Here is a 15,565-nt window from a genome sequence, read left to right on the forward strand (position 1 = left end):
TCATCACTTCCTTTTTTTCAATCGAATCAAGCCTTTACGATAAAGCCGAATGATCATCTCTATAAACCACACTGGATATTTTTTAGGAAAGAAACGAGTTGAATAAAAATGATCATAGGCGACCTTTAGATCTTCCCAATGGGTGCATATCCTGGTTTGACGAAACCGAACGACATCAATAACGCGAACTCCACCATTCGATAAAAGCATAACGTTCTGAAGATGCGTATCTGATGGATTTAGACCTTTCATACGAGCGTAGTTCAGAGCCTGATCAACTTTCTCAATCATTTCCTCTGTAATCACGATCCCTTGAATTAAACACTCATAAAAGGTCAATCCTTCTAGATATTCTAATACAACATACCCCTCTCCTCCTTCATAGAAGGAAGGATAGTAATCATTATTGGATAGTTCTTGATAAATCGAGGCTTCTAGTCTTGCAAGATGAACAAAATCAGGATAAAAAACTTTAAGGACTTTTTGCTCACCCGGGATTTTAAAAACGACCGCACTTCTTCCTCTACCGATGAGCATGAATTCATCTGGTTTCTGAAGAACACTTGTCCCTTCCATTCTGATCTCTGTTATTACTCTTCCAATGTCGTTCAAGCTCAAGCACCCTCTTCACTTCTTACATTTGTTACGCTTTTTGCTGTTAATCTATTCGCAACAGATGTTGTGTGGGGAACGAACCTCTAAACTCAAGCAATGTGGCGAAAGGAATCTACTCTTGTCATCTTGTCTCTATCATCGATGTTACTCTCCTTACGAAAAGCGATAGGAGAAAGTTTCATTTCACTAAAAAGTATCTCCCGTCATCGTTTCCATAAATAGTTTATAAAACCTAAAATAATTCATTTCAATCGCCACGCGGTGTGTCGGCCTATTATCAAATTTTTCCTGTTCGAAGGATTTTCTAAAATCACCAATGCTAAGACCTCGCGCTTCTCCAGTAATTTCTACTGCGACTGGAGTGCGGTAGAAAGTGCATATGCTGTTTTTTTCTACACTCATTAAGGTGAGCGCATCGTGAACTGGACTACCTTCGATATCCGGAACCATCTTTTTATAAAATTCCTCGTAATAGTAATCCAAGAGCGGCTTTAGAAAAGGCGGCTTACTTTTTGCCTCAATGTAGTTCACCATTCCGGGTGTTACAATAGCCTGCTGGGTCACGTTTAGAGGAAATAAGAAAACATTTCTTGCATACTTCATAACGATATTGGCAGCAACTGGATCGGCATAGAAATTCGCTTCTGCACTGGGAGTAACGTTCCCTGGCACATTAAATGCACCACCCATAATATAGAAACATTTAATCATTTTCATCGTATCAGGATAGAGAAGAAACAGCGTTGCAAGAGAAGTCATTCTGCCCACGTTAACGATAACTAGATCTTCGCCATATTCTTCAATGAGAGAGATGACATCGAAAAAATTTTCTAATGGCTCAGCTTCATTTGGTGGAGGAGTAATCGGACCTAATCCTTCTGGACCGTGAACGTTTGGGTAGTAAGTTGGCACCTCACCCGTCATCGGTTTTTCTGCACCACCCATTACCGGAATGTCAGTTCGACCAATTTCTTTAAGCAAGTAGCGGACATTTCTTGTTGTTTGCTTTTTCGATACATTGCCGTAGCACGCTACAATGCCAATCACTTCTATTTCTTTTGAAAAATAAGCAAACAATAGAGCAATCGTATCATCAATGCCAACGTCTCCAAAAAACAATACTTTTTGACCCACATTCCCACCTCATTCCAATGCTTATCACCATTAGCATATTCATTGAGGATAGGAATCAGAAGTAAGGCTGTTCGGGGAATCCGGCCCTCCCCCCTTTTAAAAAACACATGAACTCTACTCTTCAGGGACAAAAATATGTAATTCATTGTGCTTCACTTCTGCTTCAAATGGGAGCTGCACACCCTCATCTCCATCAATATTCACGACCAGTTCCTGATGAGATTCGACTCTGATTTTGGAAGCAGGAAAGTACTCCACTTGAGCATTATCTTGTAAGTTCCCACTAAAAAGATCTGGAATAATTTTAAATACTTTTGGAAGAGAAAATTCTCTTAAAATAAAAATGTGAAAATAACCATCATTGACTTCTGCATGCTGAGCAAACGACTGAATCCCTCCGACCGAATTTGTTAAAGCAATCAGCATGATGTATGCTTCACCTTCCCATTGTTTCCCATCATACGTCACCTTCAAGTCAAAAGGTGTTTTGTCTTTTAGCGCTCTTCCACCTTCAATTAGATAGGCGAGGGGACCAAATTTGGATTTTTGTTCAGGCGTTACATCATACACTGCTTCTGCAATAGCACCCACAGCTAGCACATTCATAAAATACTGATCATTAATCCGACCAATATCAACCGGTTTAGTATGCTGCTGTGCTAGTACTTTTAGCGCCTTTTTCGGTTGCATCGGGATCCCTAGCGCACGAGCAAAATCATTAACCGTTCCTAACGGGATAAAACCAAAATCAGGACGTTCTGACTCACTGGCTAATCCGTTAATGGCCTCATTAATTGTTCCATCTCCTCCCATCGCGACAAGCGTGTTAAAATGATTCTCGCATGCGGCTTTAGCAAACCGGATAGCGTCTCCTTCCTTTTCGGTATATTTAACTGTCACGTCTACATGGTTTTGTTGTAAAATGTTTACAGCTTCTTCTTCGTAGTTTAACGCTTTTTCTTTACCAGAAGATGGGTTTATAATGAGCATAGCACGTTTCACGATTGTGTCCTCCCTAAACAGAAATGATAAATAATGTCTGCTTCTACCATTCCCCTCATTCAGGAAGGTGAAACAGTTCCTGGACCCATCATGCCTTCCGTTATGTAAATCATATAATCATTTATCTTCTCTCCCCTAGTAATGAACGAAAAATGCGAAGTCTTATACTACGACTATAAATAAGCTCTACTGATCATAGAAAGGAACAAAGACGATGAACTATCTCTCTTTCATTAGTAGCTTTCTAGTATTATTTTTTTGTTTACAGCTACTTTCAGGAATCTTTCTCGCCGTTTTTCATGAACAATCGACTTACAGCGTGATGGGCAATTATACAACTGCAGAAAATTCGTTTTTCGTAACGATTATTGTTATGGCGACCTCTGCTGCGCTTGCCTTTTTCATCCAAAGATGGTTAAACATCCGTTCAAAATAATCCACTCGTTCCTAGTAAAATGCCAACAAGCTAGAATCTTTTATTGATCGATTTTCATTTTTTATGCTATTATTTATAAAAGTTCATCATGTTGTAACATTTATAGATACGAGACAGCGACCCTGTTATCGGTTTAAAATGGGACAACGCTCGCGAAAGTGAAAGCGATTAACTGTTGGTTATGTCTAGTAGCGTGCCTGCTAACGGCTAACTGTCAATCACCTACAGGAGAGTAAACACTCTCTTATTTGGTCGATCGACAGTTTTTTATTTTGTTTTATCAGTTAGCTTGTTAACGAACTAAAGGAGATGAAGTGGATGAAAAAGGTTAAGAACAGGTGGCTTATCGCAGCATCTGCAGTCGGAATTCATATTTCAATCGGATCTGTTTATGCTTGGAGTAATTTTACCGATCCCCTTATTAACGAATTTGGGTGGTCCGCCAAACAAGTTCAATTTACATTTAGTCTCGCCATTTTATTTTTAGGACTTTCAGCAGCATTTCTCGGTCATTTTGTAGAAAAATACGGCCCAAGGAAAGCAGGTCTTCTTGCAGCTAGCTTTTTTGGAATTGGTATTTTCGGTTCTGGGTTCGCTGTCAATATGGGCTCTCTTCCCCTTCTCTACATTTTCTATGGAGCGCTTGGAGGAATTGGACTTGGCGTTGGTTATATTGCTCCTGTTTCAACGCTAGTTAAGTGGTTTCCTGACCGACGTGGCCTTGCGACTGGCCTTGCCATAATGGGCTTCGGATTTGCAGCAGCGATCGCAAGTCCCGTGATGGATACGTTGATTAAATCAGTTGGAACCGCTAATACCTTTTACATACTCGGTGCAAGTTACTTTATCCTTATGGTCGCTTCTTCTTTGTATTTAGAGAAACCTCCTGAAGGCTGGGCCCCTAAAGGATTTAAAGAAAAACAAAAGCAATCGAAAAAATCAGGAGATCTGTCTCAGCTAACTGCGAATGAAGCGATTAAAACATCACGATTTTATTACTTATGGCTCATGCTTTTTATAAATGTTACATGCGGAATTGCGATTCTTTCTGCTGCAAAACCACTTGCACAGGAAAGTATCGGATTAACAACAACGGAGGCGGCTGCACTCGTAGGTGTCCTTGGGATCTTTAATGGTCTTGGCCGAATCGGATGGGCATCGGTTTCCGATTACATCGGGCGTCCAAACACGTATACCACGTTCTTTGTTCTGCAAATTGCTCTATTTGCTCTACTTCCTCATACGACGACCGCGATCCTATTTCAAATCATGCTTGCGATCGTGTACACATGTTACGGTGGAGGATTCGCTTCTATTCCAGCTTATATCGGTGACATGTTTGGCACAAAACAACTTGGTGCGATTCACGGGTACATTCTTACAGCCTGGGCAGCGGCAGGCCTTGTCGGCCCAATGTTTGCTGCTTGGATGAAAGATACGACTGGAAGTTACGCTGCTAGTTTAACTTTTTTTGCTGCCATGTTTGTTGTAGCTCTGATCATTTCGATTGTCATTCGTAAAGATATTCGTAGGCTCCGGAAAGAAAATGAAGTGCCTGCAACAGTAAATATGTAAAAATTGTTTGAGTATGTAGGATCATGTAATAATGAATGTCTAAGACCAACTCGATAAGAAGGTAGGACAGTATGACAAAGTATGAAGCAGAATTCAGCAATCTTGTTCGTTCTTTTCGGAAGAAACATATGGGCAAAGGACCTAGTAAAATTACAACTACCTTTTGTAAGAACTGGGCGATTTGCGAGATGGAAGGAAACCTTTCACCAGTTGAAAAATTCATTGCTAGTGCAGATGACGGCAAGCAAATGCTTCGTGCTGCAAGAACTGAAATGGTGAAAGAAATGTATCGGAACAACCCTCCCTTACAGATGGAAGAGTTTCTTGGAAGTAAATTTCTCGACCTTTTCGTCGATATTGATATTGACCGTGATTTCGGAATGTCAATCTTTGTATTTGATGAAAACATTGAAGAAAAAATGAAGATTTCTTAATAAGAACCAAAAAGGTTAGGCACTTGGTAGCGACCCTGCTAAAGACTCAACCACCGTTTTTCCGTTACATGCGACGGGCAAACGGTGGTTTTTATTTTGTAAAACAATAATTAGAGGAGTGAACCACATGGGTGACACAAAACATCAAGGGCCAATAAAAGCAACAAAGAAACCACAGCCAAAACACTGGGTAAGTCCAATTCCCTTTGGATTAGGTAAAGTGAAACCCCAGCATTTTCGGGATACTGCCAAAATCGCATGGGAAAACCGGGACAACATAGGATACGCCACCCGAATTTTAACACAGGGCGTATGCGATGGATGTGCATTAGGGGTTTCAGGGTTATATGACCAAACCTTAAAAGGACCACACGTCTGTACAACAAGACTCAATGTTTTAAGACTCAACACAATGCCTGCAATCAATGAGGATGTTTTGCATTCTGACATTAACGAACTTCGTCAATACAGCAGTACCGAGCTTCGGAAATTAGGACGCATCCCTTATCCGTTAATTCGTCGTAAAGGTGAAAATCGTTTTTCTCGTCTGACTTGGGACGATGCAATGGATCTCATTGCCAATAAGATGAAAAAGCTTGATCCAAAACAGTACGCTTTTTATTTAACATCAAGAGGGATTACAAATGAGTCCTATTACGTTGCAGCTAAAGTAGCTCGATTTCTAGGCACAAACCATATTGACAATGCGTCACGTATTTGTCACTCACCGAGTAAAACGGCTTTAAAACGTTCAATCGGTGTCGGCGCGTCCACAGTGAATTACCAGGATTGGTTTGGGACGGATGTCTTAATGTTCTGGGGTAGTGTCGCATCTAATAGTTCTCCGGTCTCCACAAAATACATGCTTGAAGCGAAAAAAAGAGGCACGAAAATCATTATGGTCAATCCATACAAAGAGCCAGCCATGGATAAATATTGGATTCCTTCCAACGGAGAATCGGCGCTGTTTGGAACCAAATTAGCGGACGACTTTTATCAGGTAAATGTCGGTGGAGATATTGCCTTTATGCACGGGATTATGAAGCACTGGTTTGAAATGGAAGACAAAGAACATGGGTCTGCCATTAATCATCCTTTCGTCCAAAAGCATGTGAACGGATATGAAGAATTAAAAGCAAATGTTCAGCTTCAATCTTGGGAGCAAATCGTTCGCTCTTCTGGTATAACGAAAGAACGGATTATCGAACTCTCTCGTTTACTTGCAAGAAGTAAGAGCGCTGTTTTTGCATGGGCGCTTGGTTTAACGATGCACTCCTTTGCGACAGATAACATCTCTCAAGTAGCGAACCTCGCTCTACTACGTGGATTTCTCGGTAAGAAAAATAGTGGCTTAATGCCCTTCCGTGGACATTCTTCTGTGCAGGGATCTGGAGAAATGGGAGCCGATCCCTTTGTTTTACCTGGAGGAGGATTTGACCCCAATAACATTCGTCGCATGGAACAAGTATGGGGATTCGAGCTACCAAAATGGCAGGGTGATATTGTTGGGGTGACCTTAGAAAACATCGTCCTTCCAGAAGATCACGAGAGAAAGATTAAACTTTACTACTTATCAGGAGGAAACTTCCTTGAAACGATGCCTGACCCTGATTTTGTAGAAAAAGCCCTGTCTGAGTTAGAAATACGCGTCCACCAGGACATTATTCTCAATACCTCTACACTTGTTGATGCAAAAGAAGCAGTGATCGTACTTCCTGCTCGAACAAGATATGAACAAGAAGGTGGGGGTACTTCCACGTCCACTGAACGAATGGTTTACTTTTCTCCAGAAATTGAAGGCAATCAAAATCAGGTGGAAGAAGCGCGTTCGGAATGGAAAATCTATATCGATCTGGCCAAGCGAATCAAGCCAGAGACAGCTCACTTCGTTGATTTTAAATCTGGACAGGAAATACGAAATGAAATCGCCATTGCCAACCGTGACTATGACGGCGTTCAACACTTATCAAAGAAAGGGGACGTCTTCCAATGGGGCGGTGCCTGGTTGTGTGAAGGGGGTATCTGTCCAACACCAGATGGAAGAGGAAATCTCATTCCAGTGGAGATTCCTGACCTTGGCAAAAAGGAAGGGCAGTTTATCGTCACCTCAAGGCGTGGAAAGCAATTTAATTCGATGGTTTATAAAGAAACTGATCCTTTTAACAAAGCAGAGCGATACGACGTTCTGATAAATGCCGAAGATGCAAACAGACTAAGCATCACAGAAGGTGAAGGAATTGTCGTTTACAATGGATTTGGTGTTTTTCAAGGAAGAGCCAAATTTGTAGATATTGCAAGCGGCAATCTAGAAGTGCATTTTCCTGAAGGAAATTTCCTCTTGCCTAGAGGTCGGTATGAAAAATACGCTGGTATCCCCGATTACAACATTACGGTAACCGTTGAAAAAGCAGATCGCTTTAACGCTAGAAAAGATGTGCAATACCAGGAGAAAGAAATTGAAGACCTGGAAGTGAATGCACCAGTCTGACGGATGCTATTATACAAACCCCCTCTCGCAAGTTGAGATAGGGGGTTTTTGATGTGCTCTTCATCCAAGAAAATTGTTTCTAAGAGGTGGAAATAGGCTATGTTAAACACTAAACAACTTATTCAGGAGTAGGAGTCTTCTATGAAATATCAATCGCTGTACCGGATTAGTGTAATTGTTTGGATGTCCGTTAAGTTCTTTCTTCAACTAGAACATTTCCGTAGAAAAAGCAAACATTCCTGGGACCAGGAACGGTGGCAAAAGCTACTAAAAAAACAAGCGAGAGAATACAAAGAGAAAGCGATTCGCCTTGAGGGATTACTCGTTAAGCTTGGGCAATTTCTTGCAACGAGGGCTGACATTCTTCCAAAAGTTTTTCTGGAAGAAATTGAAGATCTTGTAGATCGCGTCCCTTCTTTCCCATGGGGAAAAGCGAAACAAATTCTTGAAGAAGAATGGTCAGCTGATTATAAAGATGTCATCGACAATCTATCGGATCGTCCGATTGCCTCTGCCTCCATTGGGCAAGTATACCGAGCAACATTAAAATCTGGAGAAGATGTGGCAATCAAAATACGTCGACCAAACATTCGCAAGATTATTCGGGCTGACTTTCAAGCCCTTCGTATCGTGTTCTGGCTCATGGATAAGTTTACGGCATACGGCAAGCAGCTTGATTTAAGCAGGTTATATGAGGAAGTTCGTCATGTGATTGAAGATGAACTTGATTTTAAGAAAGAACTGAAAAATGGTCTGCACTTTAAGGAGCGATACAGCGATAGTCCTGGATACCGAGTACCGCATTATGTGGCAGAATGGTCAACGAAAAAGGTGCTCGTTATGGAATGGATGGAAGGCGCTCGCATCACGAACCTTTCTTATATTGAGGAGAAGGCCCTTGATCGGAAAGGACTTGCCCGTAAATTGTTAAAAGGATATCTTGAGCAGCTTCTTCAAGAAGGGCAATTTCACGCCGATCCTCATTCTGGTAATCTTCTTATCCAAGAAGACGGCACCATCGTTTTCATCGATTTTGGGATGGTTGGACACATTGAAGCCAGAGATGCTCTGTCCATTCGAAAGCTTATCACAGGAATTGTGCTTAGTCAGTACAGTGATGTCACAGAGGCTCTTGACGAATTGCGCTTCCTTCTTCCTAACTCAGATAAAAGACAAATCGAGAAAGCCATTCAAACGCTCGTTACCTTATTCATTGAACAGGATCTTACGATGATGGATGAAGATACAGCCGAGCAAGTATTAAAAGAAGTTCAAACGCTCGTAAATAAGCAGCCCATTCAATTACCGAGTGAATTTGCTTTTCTCGGACGAGCCATTTCAACCATTGTTGGTATTCTCTATACGTTGGATCCTGAAATTGATTTAATTGAAGAAGGCAAGCCCATCGTTCAAGAATGGATCAATCGCGAAGAATCGGCTGATTATCGCTATGACCCCAAAAAGCTTCTGAAACAGCTATATGCTAGAATTTCTTCAATTAAGAATCCGCTCGATCGACTTTCAGATGAATTTCATGACCATCGACAGTGGAAAGAACGCTTAACACAACGTGAAGTTCAATCCAAAAGCATGCTATGGAATAAACATTATGCGTTTATTCTATTTTGCTTTAGTTTCATTGGGTTCATTGTAAGCCTGGCATTTGACATGCCATCCCTCTTTCTCCCTACTAGCATAACTGGAGGCATTTCTTTCATCATCATCCTTTTCTTTGGTGCAATGGAAAAACGACTATGGAACAAAAAGGAGAAATAACGATGGAAAATTCAAAGGTAATGAAGGAGACAACTGAAAAGCTAGGTAGAAAAGAGGTCAAAATAGAAGGCCTTCATAATGGATATCGCATTACAGTAAAAGAAAACGAAGAAGAATTAAAAAAACAACGCCGAGTAGGTGGTGCGTTTATTAACCTTTTAAAACAACTTGAGAAAGCCGGCTACCGACTGCCTTTTCCTTTTTCATGGGTGTTACGTTTTTGGAATCGGTATTCAAGACCGTAAAAAGGAAGAAGTCTCCCTTTCATTTCTTAGTGATTTTTTATTTTCACGCGAACACCTTATTGATACAATGAAAAAACAAGAAAATAGTCCTAATGAATGAAATGACAAGTATGAAAGGATGTTGATCGTGGAAAAATCACAGGCTGCTGCCCTTATTACAAAGGTTAGAGAGGCATCCCCTCTCGTTCATAATATAACGAATACCGTCGTTACGAACTTTACAGCGAACGGCTTACTCGCTGCAGGTGCAAGTCCCGTCATGGCTTATGCAAAAGAAGAAGTGGCTGATATGGTAAAAATTTCTGGCGCGCTTGTTTTAAATATTGGTACATTAACGAAGGACCTGGTAGACGCGATGATTATTGCTGGAAAAGCAGCAAATGAAATGCACATCCCCGTTATTCTGGACCCTGTTGGAGCTGGTGCTACTCCTTATCGAACGTCAACAGCTAGGCGTCTTCTTAAAGAAGTGGACGTGCAATATCTACGAGGAAACGCAGCGGAAATTGCAAATATTGCTGGAAAACAGTGGACAATCAAAGGTGTGGATGCGACGGAAGGAGAAGGAAATACCGAAATCCTTTCAAAAAAAGCAGCAAAGATGTTCGGCTGTACGGTGATCGTTACCGGAGCAATCGATGTTATTTCTAATGGCGAAGCAACTCTTAAGCTTGGCAATGGCCATCCAATCTTAACCAGGGTAACTGGCACTGGCTGTCTCCTCTCCTCTCTTCTTGGCGCATTTGCAGCTATTGAGGAAAATCCAATGCTTGCTGCTTATGGTGCGCTTGCTTTTTATGGTGTCGCAAGTGAAAAAGCGGCAGATCATATCGAAAATCGACCGGGAGACTTTCAAATTGCCCTTTTAAATCAGCTTTCTCTCATATCATCTGAAGATATTGACGCTAATATCCATCTTGTACCATAAACTTGAAAGTGGAGCGCAACTAAAATTGCGCTCCACTTTCTTATATCTATCCGGTTTACCTTATTCAACATTGCTTAACCACGAGCTATAAAATAAATATCCTCAGTCCCTTTAAATGTATAAACAACTTTCTCAAGCAACGGATGAAAGTAGACAATAAGGTAATCCCCGCTTCGATCGATGATTCGTTTACCCGATTGGTATACCGGATAATCTTGCATGGTGCATGACTCTACTTCGATTTCGGAAGTGATCCACTCTATCACTTTTGCTTCCTCATCCATCGCTTCCCCCTTGAGACATTACTTATCTATGAATGTTAGCAGCAACTCTTCCATGATGCTGTTTAACACATTCATCTCAAGCGCTCATATCATTTATTTATGTCTCTCCCACTCTTCCACATTCTAGACATTTCTAAACACATAGGAAAACCTGAAGCATGCGCGCTTCAGGTTTCATCTTAAAATAAGAGACCAATGATCCCCGCCAAAATACCTAACACAATGGCAATAATAAACCAGATAACAGCAAGGATAATGATTAGCCAACCAATGCCTTTTCTACCAGTTTGAATAAAGTAGATCCCAAGAACGATTGGTCCAAAAATCAAACCGAGAATCGCCCAGAAAAAAGAGCTTTTATCACGTTTCTTCGCGTCTACAAATAAATAAATCGCGATTACAATATTAAGGATTAATCCAAATGACAGTTCCACTCGCTCACCTCGTTTCTATTCTAAAAAAATGTTTCCCTAAAGTAGCTCTTTTTAAACCGGGTCTTCCTATAGACTAATCATTAACGTATCAAACGCAAACGAAATCTTTTTATCCTGTGGAAGCGTGTCTTCCACTTTTTTAAGATCGTCATAGCTCAATTGATCAGGTTCTTCAAGATGTGTTAAATACACTTTTTTTACGTGCAGCTTTTCAATAATTGTCAGTGTTTGACGAAAAGTCGCTTCTTCTTTTAAAACAGGATGATCGGCGCTTATCTGTCTTTCTCCTGTTAACGGATGAAATTCACAGATGCCAGTCGGCAAGATCGCCACATCTAATTCGCCAAGCTTTGGCGGATCCCAACCATAAAGTTCATCAGGAGCAATCAAAACCCGTTTACCGTTCCCTTCAAACAAAAAAGCATAGACATAGTCCTCTGATAAACGAAAAGGTGTAATGGTCACGTCATTAATGGTTACTTTTTCTCCATCTTTCAAGTTGTGAAGCGCTATGTAATCTTGACTTTCAAAGAAAGCGAGATGCTCGCCCGTACCTAATCTTGTTTGAAAGTCACTGGCCACTTGCTCTGGCAAATAAACGTCCGTTGTTGTTCCTTGTGCGGGATGGTTCACCCAATCCGCATTCATTGATTCTAGCACCCGTCTCCCCATGACATGATCGGGATGCCAATGGGAGTAGAATACACCATCAATCGTCGATATTTTTGATCGGTTTAATTGCATATAGCTATCTTCAGGCGTATCAATGAGGACGTTAGGTCCATGAACAAATACGCTAGGACCTGATCGGCTGTAAGGAACGCCTTTCTTTCTCGCTTCTAGGCAAATAGCACATTGACAGAGCGGGCGTGGAATCGCCATGGCTCCACCGGTACCAAGAAATTCAATTTTCATTCTCCTTCTCCTCTCTCCTTATTTGGTATTCTTTTCCTCCGCTTCATTCTATCATTTTCTTTCTCTTGAAAAAGGAACTTTTTAAAAAATTCGTCACAAAAAAGACTGTTTAGTTAGAAAATAGGAGGGAAAACCCACCGTAGATGAAAATAGAAGGAGGATGTTTGATTATGTCAGAGCAACAAACTGAAACAGCTTATCAGCTACCTCGGATCGGTTCACCGGCCCCTGACTTTACCGCCAATACAACACACGGACAGCTTTCTCTCAATGATTACAAAGGAAAATGGTTTGTTTTGTTTTCCCATCCAGCTGACTTCACCCCGGTGTGCACAACGGAATTTGTCGCATTTCAAGAGATTTACCCTGAATTACGCAAACTCGATGTTGAGCTAATCGGTCTTAGTGTTGATAGCGTGTCCTCCCATCTAGCATGGGTTCGTAATATTGAGAAAAACTTTGATACCGAAATTGAATTTCCAGTGATCGCTGACCTTGATCGAAAAGTAGCCACTCGCTACGGCATGATTATGCCAGAAGAAAGTCAAACGGAAACGAGCCGTGCCGTCTTCGTTGTTGATGATAAGCAGGTTGTTCGGGCTGTTATCTACTATCCTCTTACGACAGGACGCAATATGAATGAAATTATGCGGTTAGTTAAGGCACTTAAAACAACAGATGAACATGGCGCGCCGACCCCTGCCAATTGGGAACCAGGGGATAAAGTTCTCGTTTCCCCTCCTAAAACACAAGAAGATATGAAAAAACGCGAGAACGAAGATGGCCTTGAATGTATTGACTGGTATTTATGTAAACAAGAACTCAATCAATAACCGCTTAAAGAACCGGCCAATTGACCGGTTCTTTTTCTGTTAGCAAAGTATGAATGCCTCAGCGTCGGGAAAAGAGAGACAAATAATCCCTCACTAGTTCTTTTGGATTATTTTCCAAATTGCACTTTGCTAGATTAAGATTATAATAGAGTAGAAAGCGGATTAGTACGACGGAGGTAATAGTATGAAAAAGGAAGAGAATAAGCTTCCAAATGCAACCATAAAGCGGCTCCCACTCTACCTTTCTTATTTGAAAAGCGTGAAGAAATCTGGTCAAAAATCGATTTCCTCTGTAGAGATTGGAAACGCGCTTAATTATAAATCTGATCTTGTGAGAAGAGATTTCTCTAAGATAAAAGCTCCAGGACGCAAAGGGGCAGGGTATGAAGTCAAAAAACTTGTCAATCATCTTCACCTGATTGTAAACGAGAATACTGAGCCAGAAGCGGCTTTGATTGGCGCTGGACGACTGGGAACTGCGCTTCTTCACTACAATCACCTACGAAAATCGTCTCCCAAAATTAAAATGGCTTTTGATAATAATCCAAAAGTGGTTGGTAAAACCATTGCTGGTGTCCCAGTTTATCATATTGATGAAATGAATGATCGATTAACTGCTAGTGTAACCGTAGCGATTCTGGCTATCCCTGCCGCATCAGCGCAGATGATTTCTGAGAAACTATCTGAAACCGGTATTCTCGGCATTATGAACTTTTCTTCTGCCTATCTTACGCTTCCAGGGAACATTCACCTTCAACAAATTGATTTAGCAAGAGAGCTAGACACCCTCTCTTTTCTCATTCATTTCTTTTAAGGTGATAAACAAAAACCCCTCACCAAAATTCATGAACGAATTTTTGGTGCAGGGGTTTTCTTTGTATTCTTCTTATTCAATTTTGCAGGTTCATAACCGCTATCAAAGAGAACGCCATTCGCTGTACCAGTTCTCTCAATTACTTCTTTTACATCATTGGTATTTAACGCTTCGGCTATTTTTAGAAAAATTAGGGCAGACGCTCTTGCATCATCTAACGCATGGTGATGATCGAGTTGGATGCCAAGATAATCGGAAACTACATTTAATTTGTATTTAGGTAGTGTCCACGTCTTTTTTGATAGATTCACCGTACAATTATAAGCCAGCATCGGATATGGAAGGTCATACTGATCAAGAACAGCTCGGAGAACGCTCATATCAAACTGCGCATTATGAGCAATTAGAAATTTCCCTTCCACTAGCTCTCTAATTTCCTCTATCCAAAGAACATCAAACTCCGGAGCATCCGCTACATCTTCTTTAGTAATCCCATGAATGCTCACGTTAATGCCTGAAAAGAAATTTTGTTTCGGTTTGACCAACCGATAATATTCTCGAATGAGTTGACCATCTTCATATTCCACAAGGCCAATGGAACAGACACTTCCTCTGGTTGAGTTAGCAGTTTCAAAATCTAAGGCGACAAAATTCATATCGAAGCTCCTTTATCATTCAGTATCTTCATCTTAAAAGGTTCCGTTTGATTCGTCTAGCTATTTGATTCATCCGCTGTAAGTTGTATAAATCCTTCCCCAATGCCAATACTGAGTAACACGATAAGAAGGAGAGATAAAAGCATGAATTCAATCGAAACAGCGTTACACATTTTTTATTTTATCGTGATGATCTCCAGTGCCATCTATTTTTATCTCCTCAGTCGAAAACCTAAAGGTGTCCCCATGTATGAGTATGTTGTTGCAATCCTTATTACAGGATGGTCAGGTGTTGCTTATTTATCGATTGCATTAGGCCAGGGATTGTTAGAAAAGCCGGATAAAACGATTTATTTTGCCAGATATATAGATTGGGTTGTCTCCACCCCTCTTCTACTATTGTCGCTCGCTCTAACCGCGATGTTCTATCAAAGTAAAATCAATTACACGCTGATCGCTTCGTTGATTGCAGCGGATGTTTTCATGATCGTAACAGGACTTATCGCTGATTTTTCACCAGCGTCCACCAAATACATCTGGTACCTTCTAGGTCTTGTCGCCCTTGTGATACTATTAGTGATTGTATGGAGGCCGCTTAAAAGCATGGCGGATGCGTCAAATGCCCAACTGGCAAAGCATTATAAACGAATGGCACTTTATTTGACTTCGTTCTGGGTTCTCTATCCGACAGCATGGTTCTTTGGGGCTTCTGGTGTTGGACTAACGAAAGGCATCATTGATACGCTCGCATTTATTATCCTCCCGATATTCTCAAAAGTTGGTTTTGGGATGCTGGATCTTCACGGGCTTCGGAAATTGGGGGAACTGAAAAAAGAGTGAAAGAGAAGGTACAACCCTCTCTCACTCTTTTTCGCTATGACATTCTATATGAGATATGAAAATAGTATCCAAAGACAGTGAGCAGCCCTACTGCACAAAAGATCAACGTTCCGACAAAAAACGGGTGCCTCGACCCACCCTTATGTACCTCAATTT

The 15,565-nt window shown here is 41.1% G+C and carries 17 protein-coding genes; 10 read left to right on the plus strand and 7 right to left on the minus strand.

Features of this window, described 5'->3' with window-relative positions; genetic code table 11:
- Nucleotides 1-3: 3 nt before the first annotated feature.
- The 3 genes from LC090_RS14445 to LC090_RS14455 all read right to left on the minus strand — a co-directional run bounded on the left by LC090_RS14445 (nt 4) and on the right by LC090_RS14455 (nt 2,751).
- Entirely contained in the window at nt 4-612 is a 609-nt protein-coding gene (locus tag LC090_RS14445; protein ID WP_226658732.1) for a hypothetical protein, read from the minus strand.
- Between the two features lie 189 nt (nt 613-801).
- Nucleotides 802-1,749, minus strand: a complete 948-nt coding sequence (locus tag LC090_RS14450; protein ID WP_226658733.1) for a nucleoside hydrolase — start codon at nt 1,747-1,749, stop codon at nt 802-804.
- A gap of 114 nt (nt 1,750-1,863) precedes the next feature.
- On the minus strand, nt 1,864-2,751 hold the full coding sequence (locus LC090_RS14455) for a diacylglycerol/lipid kinase family protein (RefSeq protein ID WP_226658734.1): 888 nt from the start codon (nt 2,749-2,751) through the stop codon (nt 1,864-1,866).
- 214 nt (nt 2,752-2,965) lie between these two features.
- Here LC090_RS14455 and LC090_RS14460 point away from each other — a divergent pair, with 214 nt between their 5' ends.
- The 7 genes from LC090_RS14460 (at nt 2,966) to thiM (ending at nt 10,633) form a co-directional block, all read left to right on the plus strand.
- A complete protein-coding gene (locus LC090_RS14460) occupies nt 2,966-3,187 on the plus strand; it encodes a hypothetical protein (RefSeq protein WP_226658735.1) in 222 nt (73 codons plus the stop codon).
- A gap of 318 nt (nt 3,188-3,505) precedes the next feature.
- The gene (locus tag LC090_RS14465; RefSeq protein ID WP_226658736.1) at nt 3,506-4,762 is read left to right on the plus strand and encodes an L-lactate MFS transporter; all 1,257 of its coding nucleotides are present in this window, start codon (nt 3,506-3,508) and stop codon (nt 4,760-4,762) included.
- A 71-nt stretch (nt 4,763-4,833) separates the two neighbouring features.
- A complete protein-coding gene (locus tag LC090_RS14470; protein ID WP_226658737.1) occupies nt 4,834-5,196 on the plus strand; it encodes a DUF2294 domain-containing protein in 363 nt (120 codons plus the stop codon).
- 127 nt (nt 5,197-5,323) lie between these two features.
- A complete protein-coding gene (locus tag LC090_RS14475; RefSeq protein WP_226658738.1) occupies nt 5,324-7,684 on the plus strand; it encodes an FdhF/YdeP family oxidoreductase in 2,361 nt (786 codons plus the stop codon).
- A gap of 141 nt (nt 7,685-7,825) precedes the next feature.
- Entirely contained in the window at nt 7,826-9,460 is a 1,635-nt protein-coding gene (locus tag LC090_RS14480) for an ABC1 kinase family protein (RefSeq protein WP_226658739.1), read from the plus strand.
- A gap of 2 nt (nt 9,461-9,462) precedes the next feature.
- Nucleotides 9,463-9,705: a hypothetical protein gene (locus LC090_RS14485; RefSeq protein WP_226658740.1), complete on the plus strand. Its 243-nt coding sequence runs from the start codon at nt 9,463-9,465 to the stop codon at nt 9,703-9,705.
- Nucleotides 9,706-9,832: 127 nt separating this feature from the next.
- Nucleotides 9,833-10,633: a hydroxyethylthiazole kinase gene (gene thiM, locus LC090_RS14490; RefSeq protein WP_425590663.1), complete on the plus strand. Its 801-nt coding sequence runs from the start codon at nt 9,833-9,835 to the stop codon at nt 10,631-10,633.
- A gap of 74 nt (nt 10,634-10,707) precedes the next feature.
- Here the strand turns inward: thiM and LC090_RS14495 are convergent, their stop codons facing one another.
- The 3 genes from LC090_RS14495 to LC090_RS14505 all read right to left on the minus strand — a co-directional run bounded on the left by LC090_RS14495 (nt 10,708) and on the right by LC090_RS14505 (nt 12,266).
- Nucleotides 10,708-10,917, minus strand: a complete 210-nt coding sequence (locus LC090_RS14495) for a hypothetical protein (protein WP_226658742.1) — start codon at nt 10,915-10,917, stop codon at nt 10,708-10,710.
- Between the two features lie 179 nt (nt 10,918-11,096).
- Nucleotides 11,097-11,351 (minus strand): hypothetical protein, encoded by a 255-nt coding sequence (locus LC090_RS14500; protein ID WP_226658743.1) that lies wholly within the window; start codon nt 11,349-11,351, stop codon nt 11,097-11,099.
- Nucleotides 11,352-11,417: 66 nt separating this feature from the next.
- Nucleotides 11,418-12,266 carry an MBL fold metallo-hydrolase gene (locus LC090_RS14505; RefSeq protein WP_226658744.1) on the minus strand — a complete coding sequence of 283 codons (849 nt, stop codon included), beginning with the start codon at nt 12,264-12,266 and terminating at the stop codon, nt 11,418-11,420.
- Nucleotides 12,267-12,436: 170 nt separating this feature from the next.
- On the opposite strand from LC090_RS14505, the gene LC090_RS14510 reads away from it, so the two are divergent.
- Nucleotides 12,437-13,099 (plus strand): peroxiredoxin, encoded by a 663-nt coding sequence (locus tag LC090_RS14510; protein WP_226658745.1) that lies wholly within the window; start codon nt 12,437-12,439, stop codon nt 13,097-13,099.
- Between the two features lie 184 nt (nt 13,100-13,283).
- Nucleotides 13,284-13,913, plus strand: a complete 630-nt coding sequence (locus LC090_RS14515; RefSeq protein ID WP_226658746.1) for a redox-sensing transcriptional repressor Rex — start codon at nt 13,284-13,286, stop codon at nt 13,911-13,913.
- A gap of 29 nt (nt 13,914-13,942) precedes the next feature.
- On the opposite strand, the gene LC090_RS14520 is transcribed toward LC090_RS14515, so the two are convergent.
- Entirely contained in the window at nt 13,943-14,569 is a 627-nt protein-coding gene (locus tag LC090_RS14520) for a 3'-5' exonuclease (RefSeq protein WP_226658747.1), read from the minus strand.
- Nucleotides 14,570-14,713: 144 nt separating this feature from the next.
- Between LC090_RS14520 and LC090_RS14525 the strand changes: the two genes are divergently transcribed.
- Nucleotides 14,714-15,409: a bacteriorhodopsin gene (locus LC090_RS14525; RefSeq protein WP_226658748.1), complete on the plus strand. Its 696-nt coding sequence runs from the start codon at nt 14,714-14,716 to the stop codon at nt 15,407-15,409.
- The last annotated feature ends 156 nt before the right edge of the window (nt 15,410-15,565 follow it).

It is taken from the genome of Guptibacillus hwajinpoensis, from assembly GCF_020524165.1.
Taxonomy (GTDB): Bacteria; Bacillota; Bacilli; order Bacillales; family Guptibacillaceae; genus Guptibacillus; species Guptibacillus hwajinpoensis_D.

What these genes read in the sequence shown, in the direction of transcription:
- LC090_RS14520 (WP_226658747.1), bottom strand. Translation starts at nt 14,569, where the DNA reads ATGAATTTTGTCGCCTTAGATTTTGAAACTGCTAACTCAACCAGAGGA.
- LC090_RS14495 (WP_226658742.1), bottom strand. Translation starts at nt 10,917, where the DNA reads ATGGATGAGGAAGCAAAAGTGATAGAGTGGATCACTTCCGAAATCGAA.
- LC090_RS14525 (WP_226658748.1), top strand. Translation starts at nt 14,714, where the DNA reads ATGAATTCAATCGAAACAGCGTTACACATTTTTTATTTTATCGTGATG.
- LC090_RS14465 (WP_226658736.1), top strand. Translation starts at nt 3,506, where the DNA reads ATGAAAAAGGTTAAGAACAGGTGGCTTATCGCAGCATCTGCAGTCGGA.
- LC090_RS14475 (WP_226658738.1), top strand. Translation starts at nt 5,324, where the DNA reads ATGGGTGACACAAAACATCAAGGGCCAATAAAAGCAACAAAGAAACCA.
- LC090_RS14470 (WP_226658737.1), top strand. Translation starts at nt 4,834, where the DNA reads ATGACAAAGTATGAAGCAGAATTCAGCAATCTTGTTCGTTCTTTTCGG.
- LC090_RS14480 (WP_226658739.1), top strand. Translation starts at nt 7,826, where the DNA reads ATGAAATATCAATCGCTGTACCGGATTAGTGTAATTGTTTGGATGTCC.
- LC090_RS14485 (WP_226658740.1), top strand. Translation starts at nt 9,463, where the DNA reads ATGGAAAATTCAAAGGTAATGAAGGAGACAACTGAAAAGCTAGGTAGA.
- LC090_RS14510 (WP_226658745.1), top strand. Translation starts at nt 12,437, where the DNA reads ATGTCAGAGCAACAAACTGAAACAGCTTATCAGCTACCTCGGATCGGT.
- LC090_RS14460 (WP_226658735.1), top strand. Translation starts at nt 2,966, where the DNA reads ATGAACTATCTCTCTTTCATTAGTAGCTTTCTAGTATTATTTTTTTGT.
- LC090_RS14505 (WP_226658744.1), bottom strand. Translation starts at nt 12,266, where the DNA reads ATGAAAATTGAATTTCTTGGTACCGGTGGAGCCATGGCGATTCCACGC.
- LC090_RS14515 (WP_226658746.1), top strand. Translation starts at nt 13,284, where the DNA reads ATGAAAAAGGAAGAGAATAAGCTTCCAAATGCAACCATAAAGCGGCTC.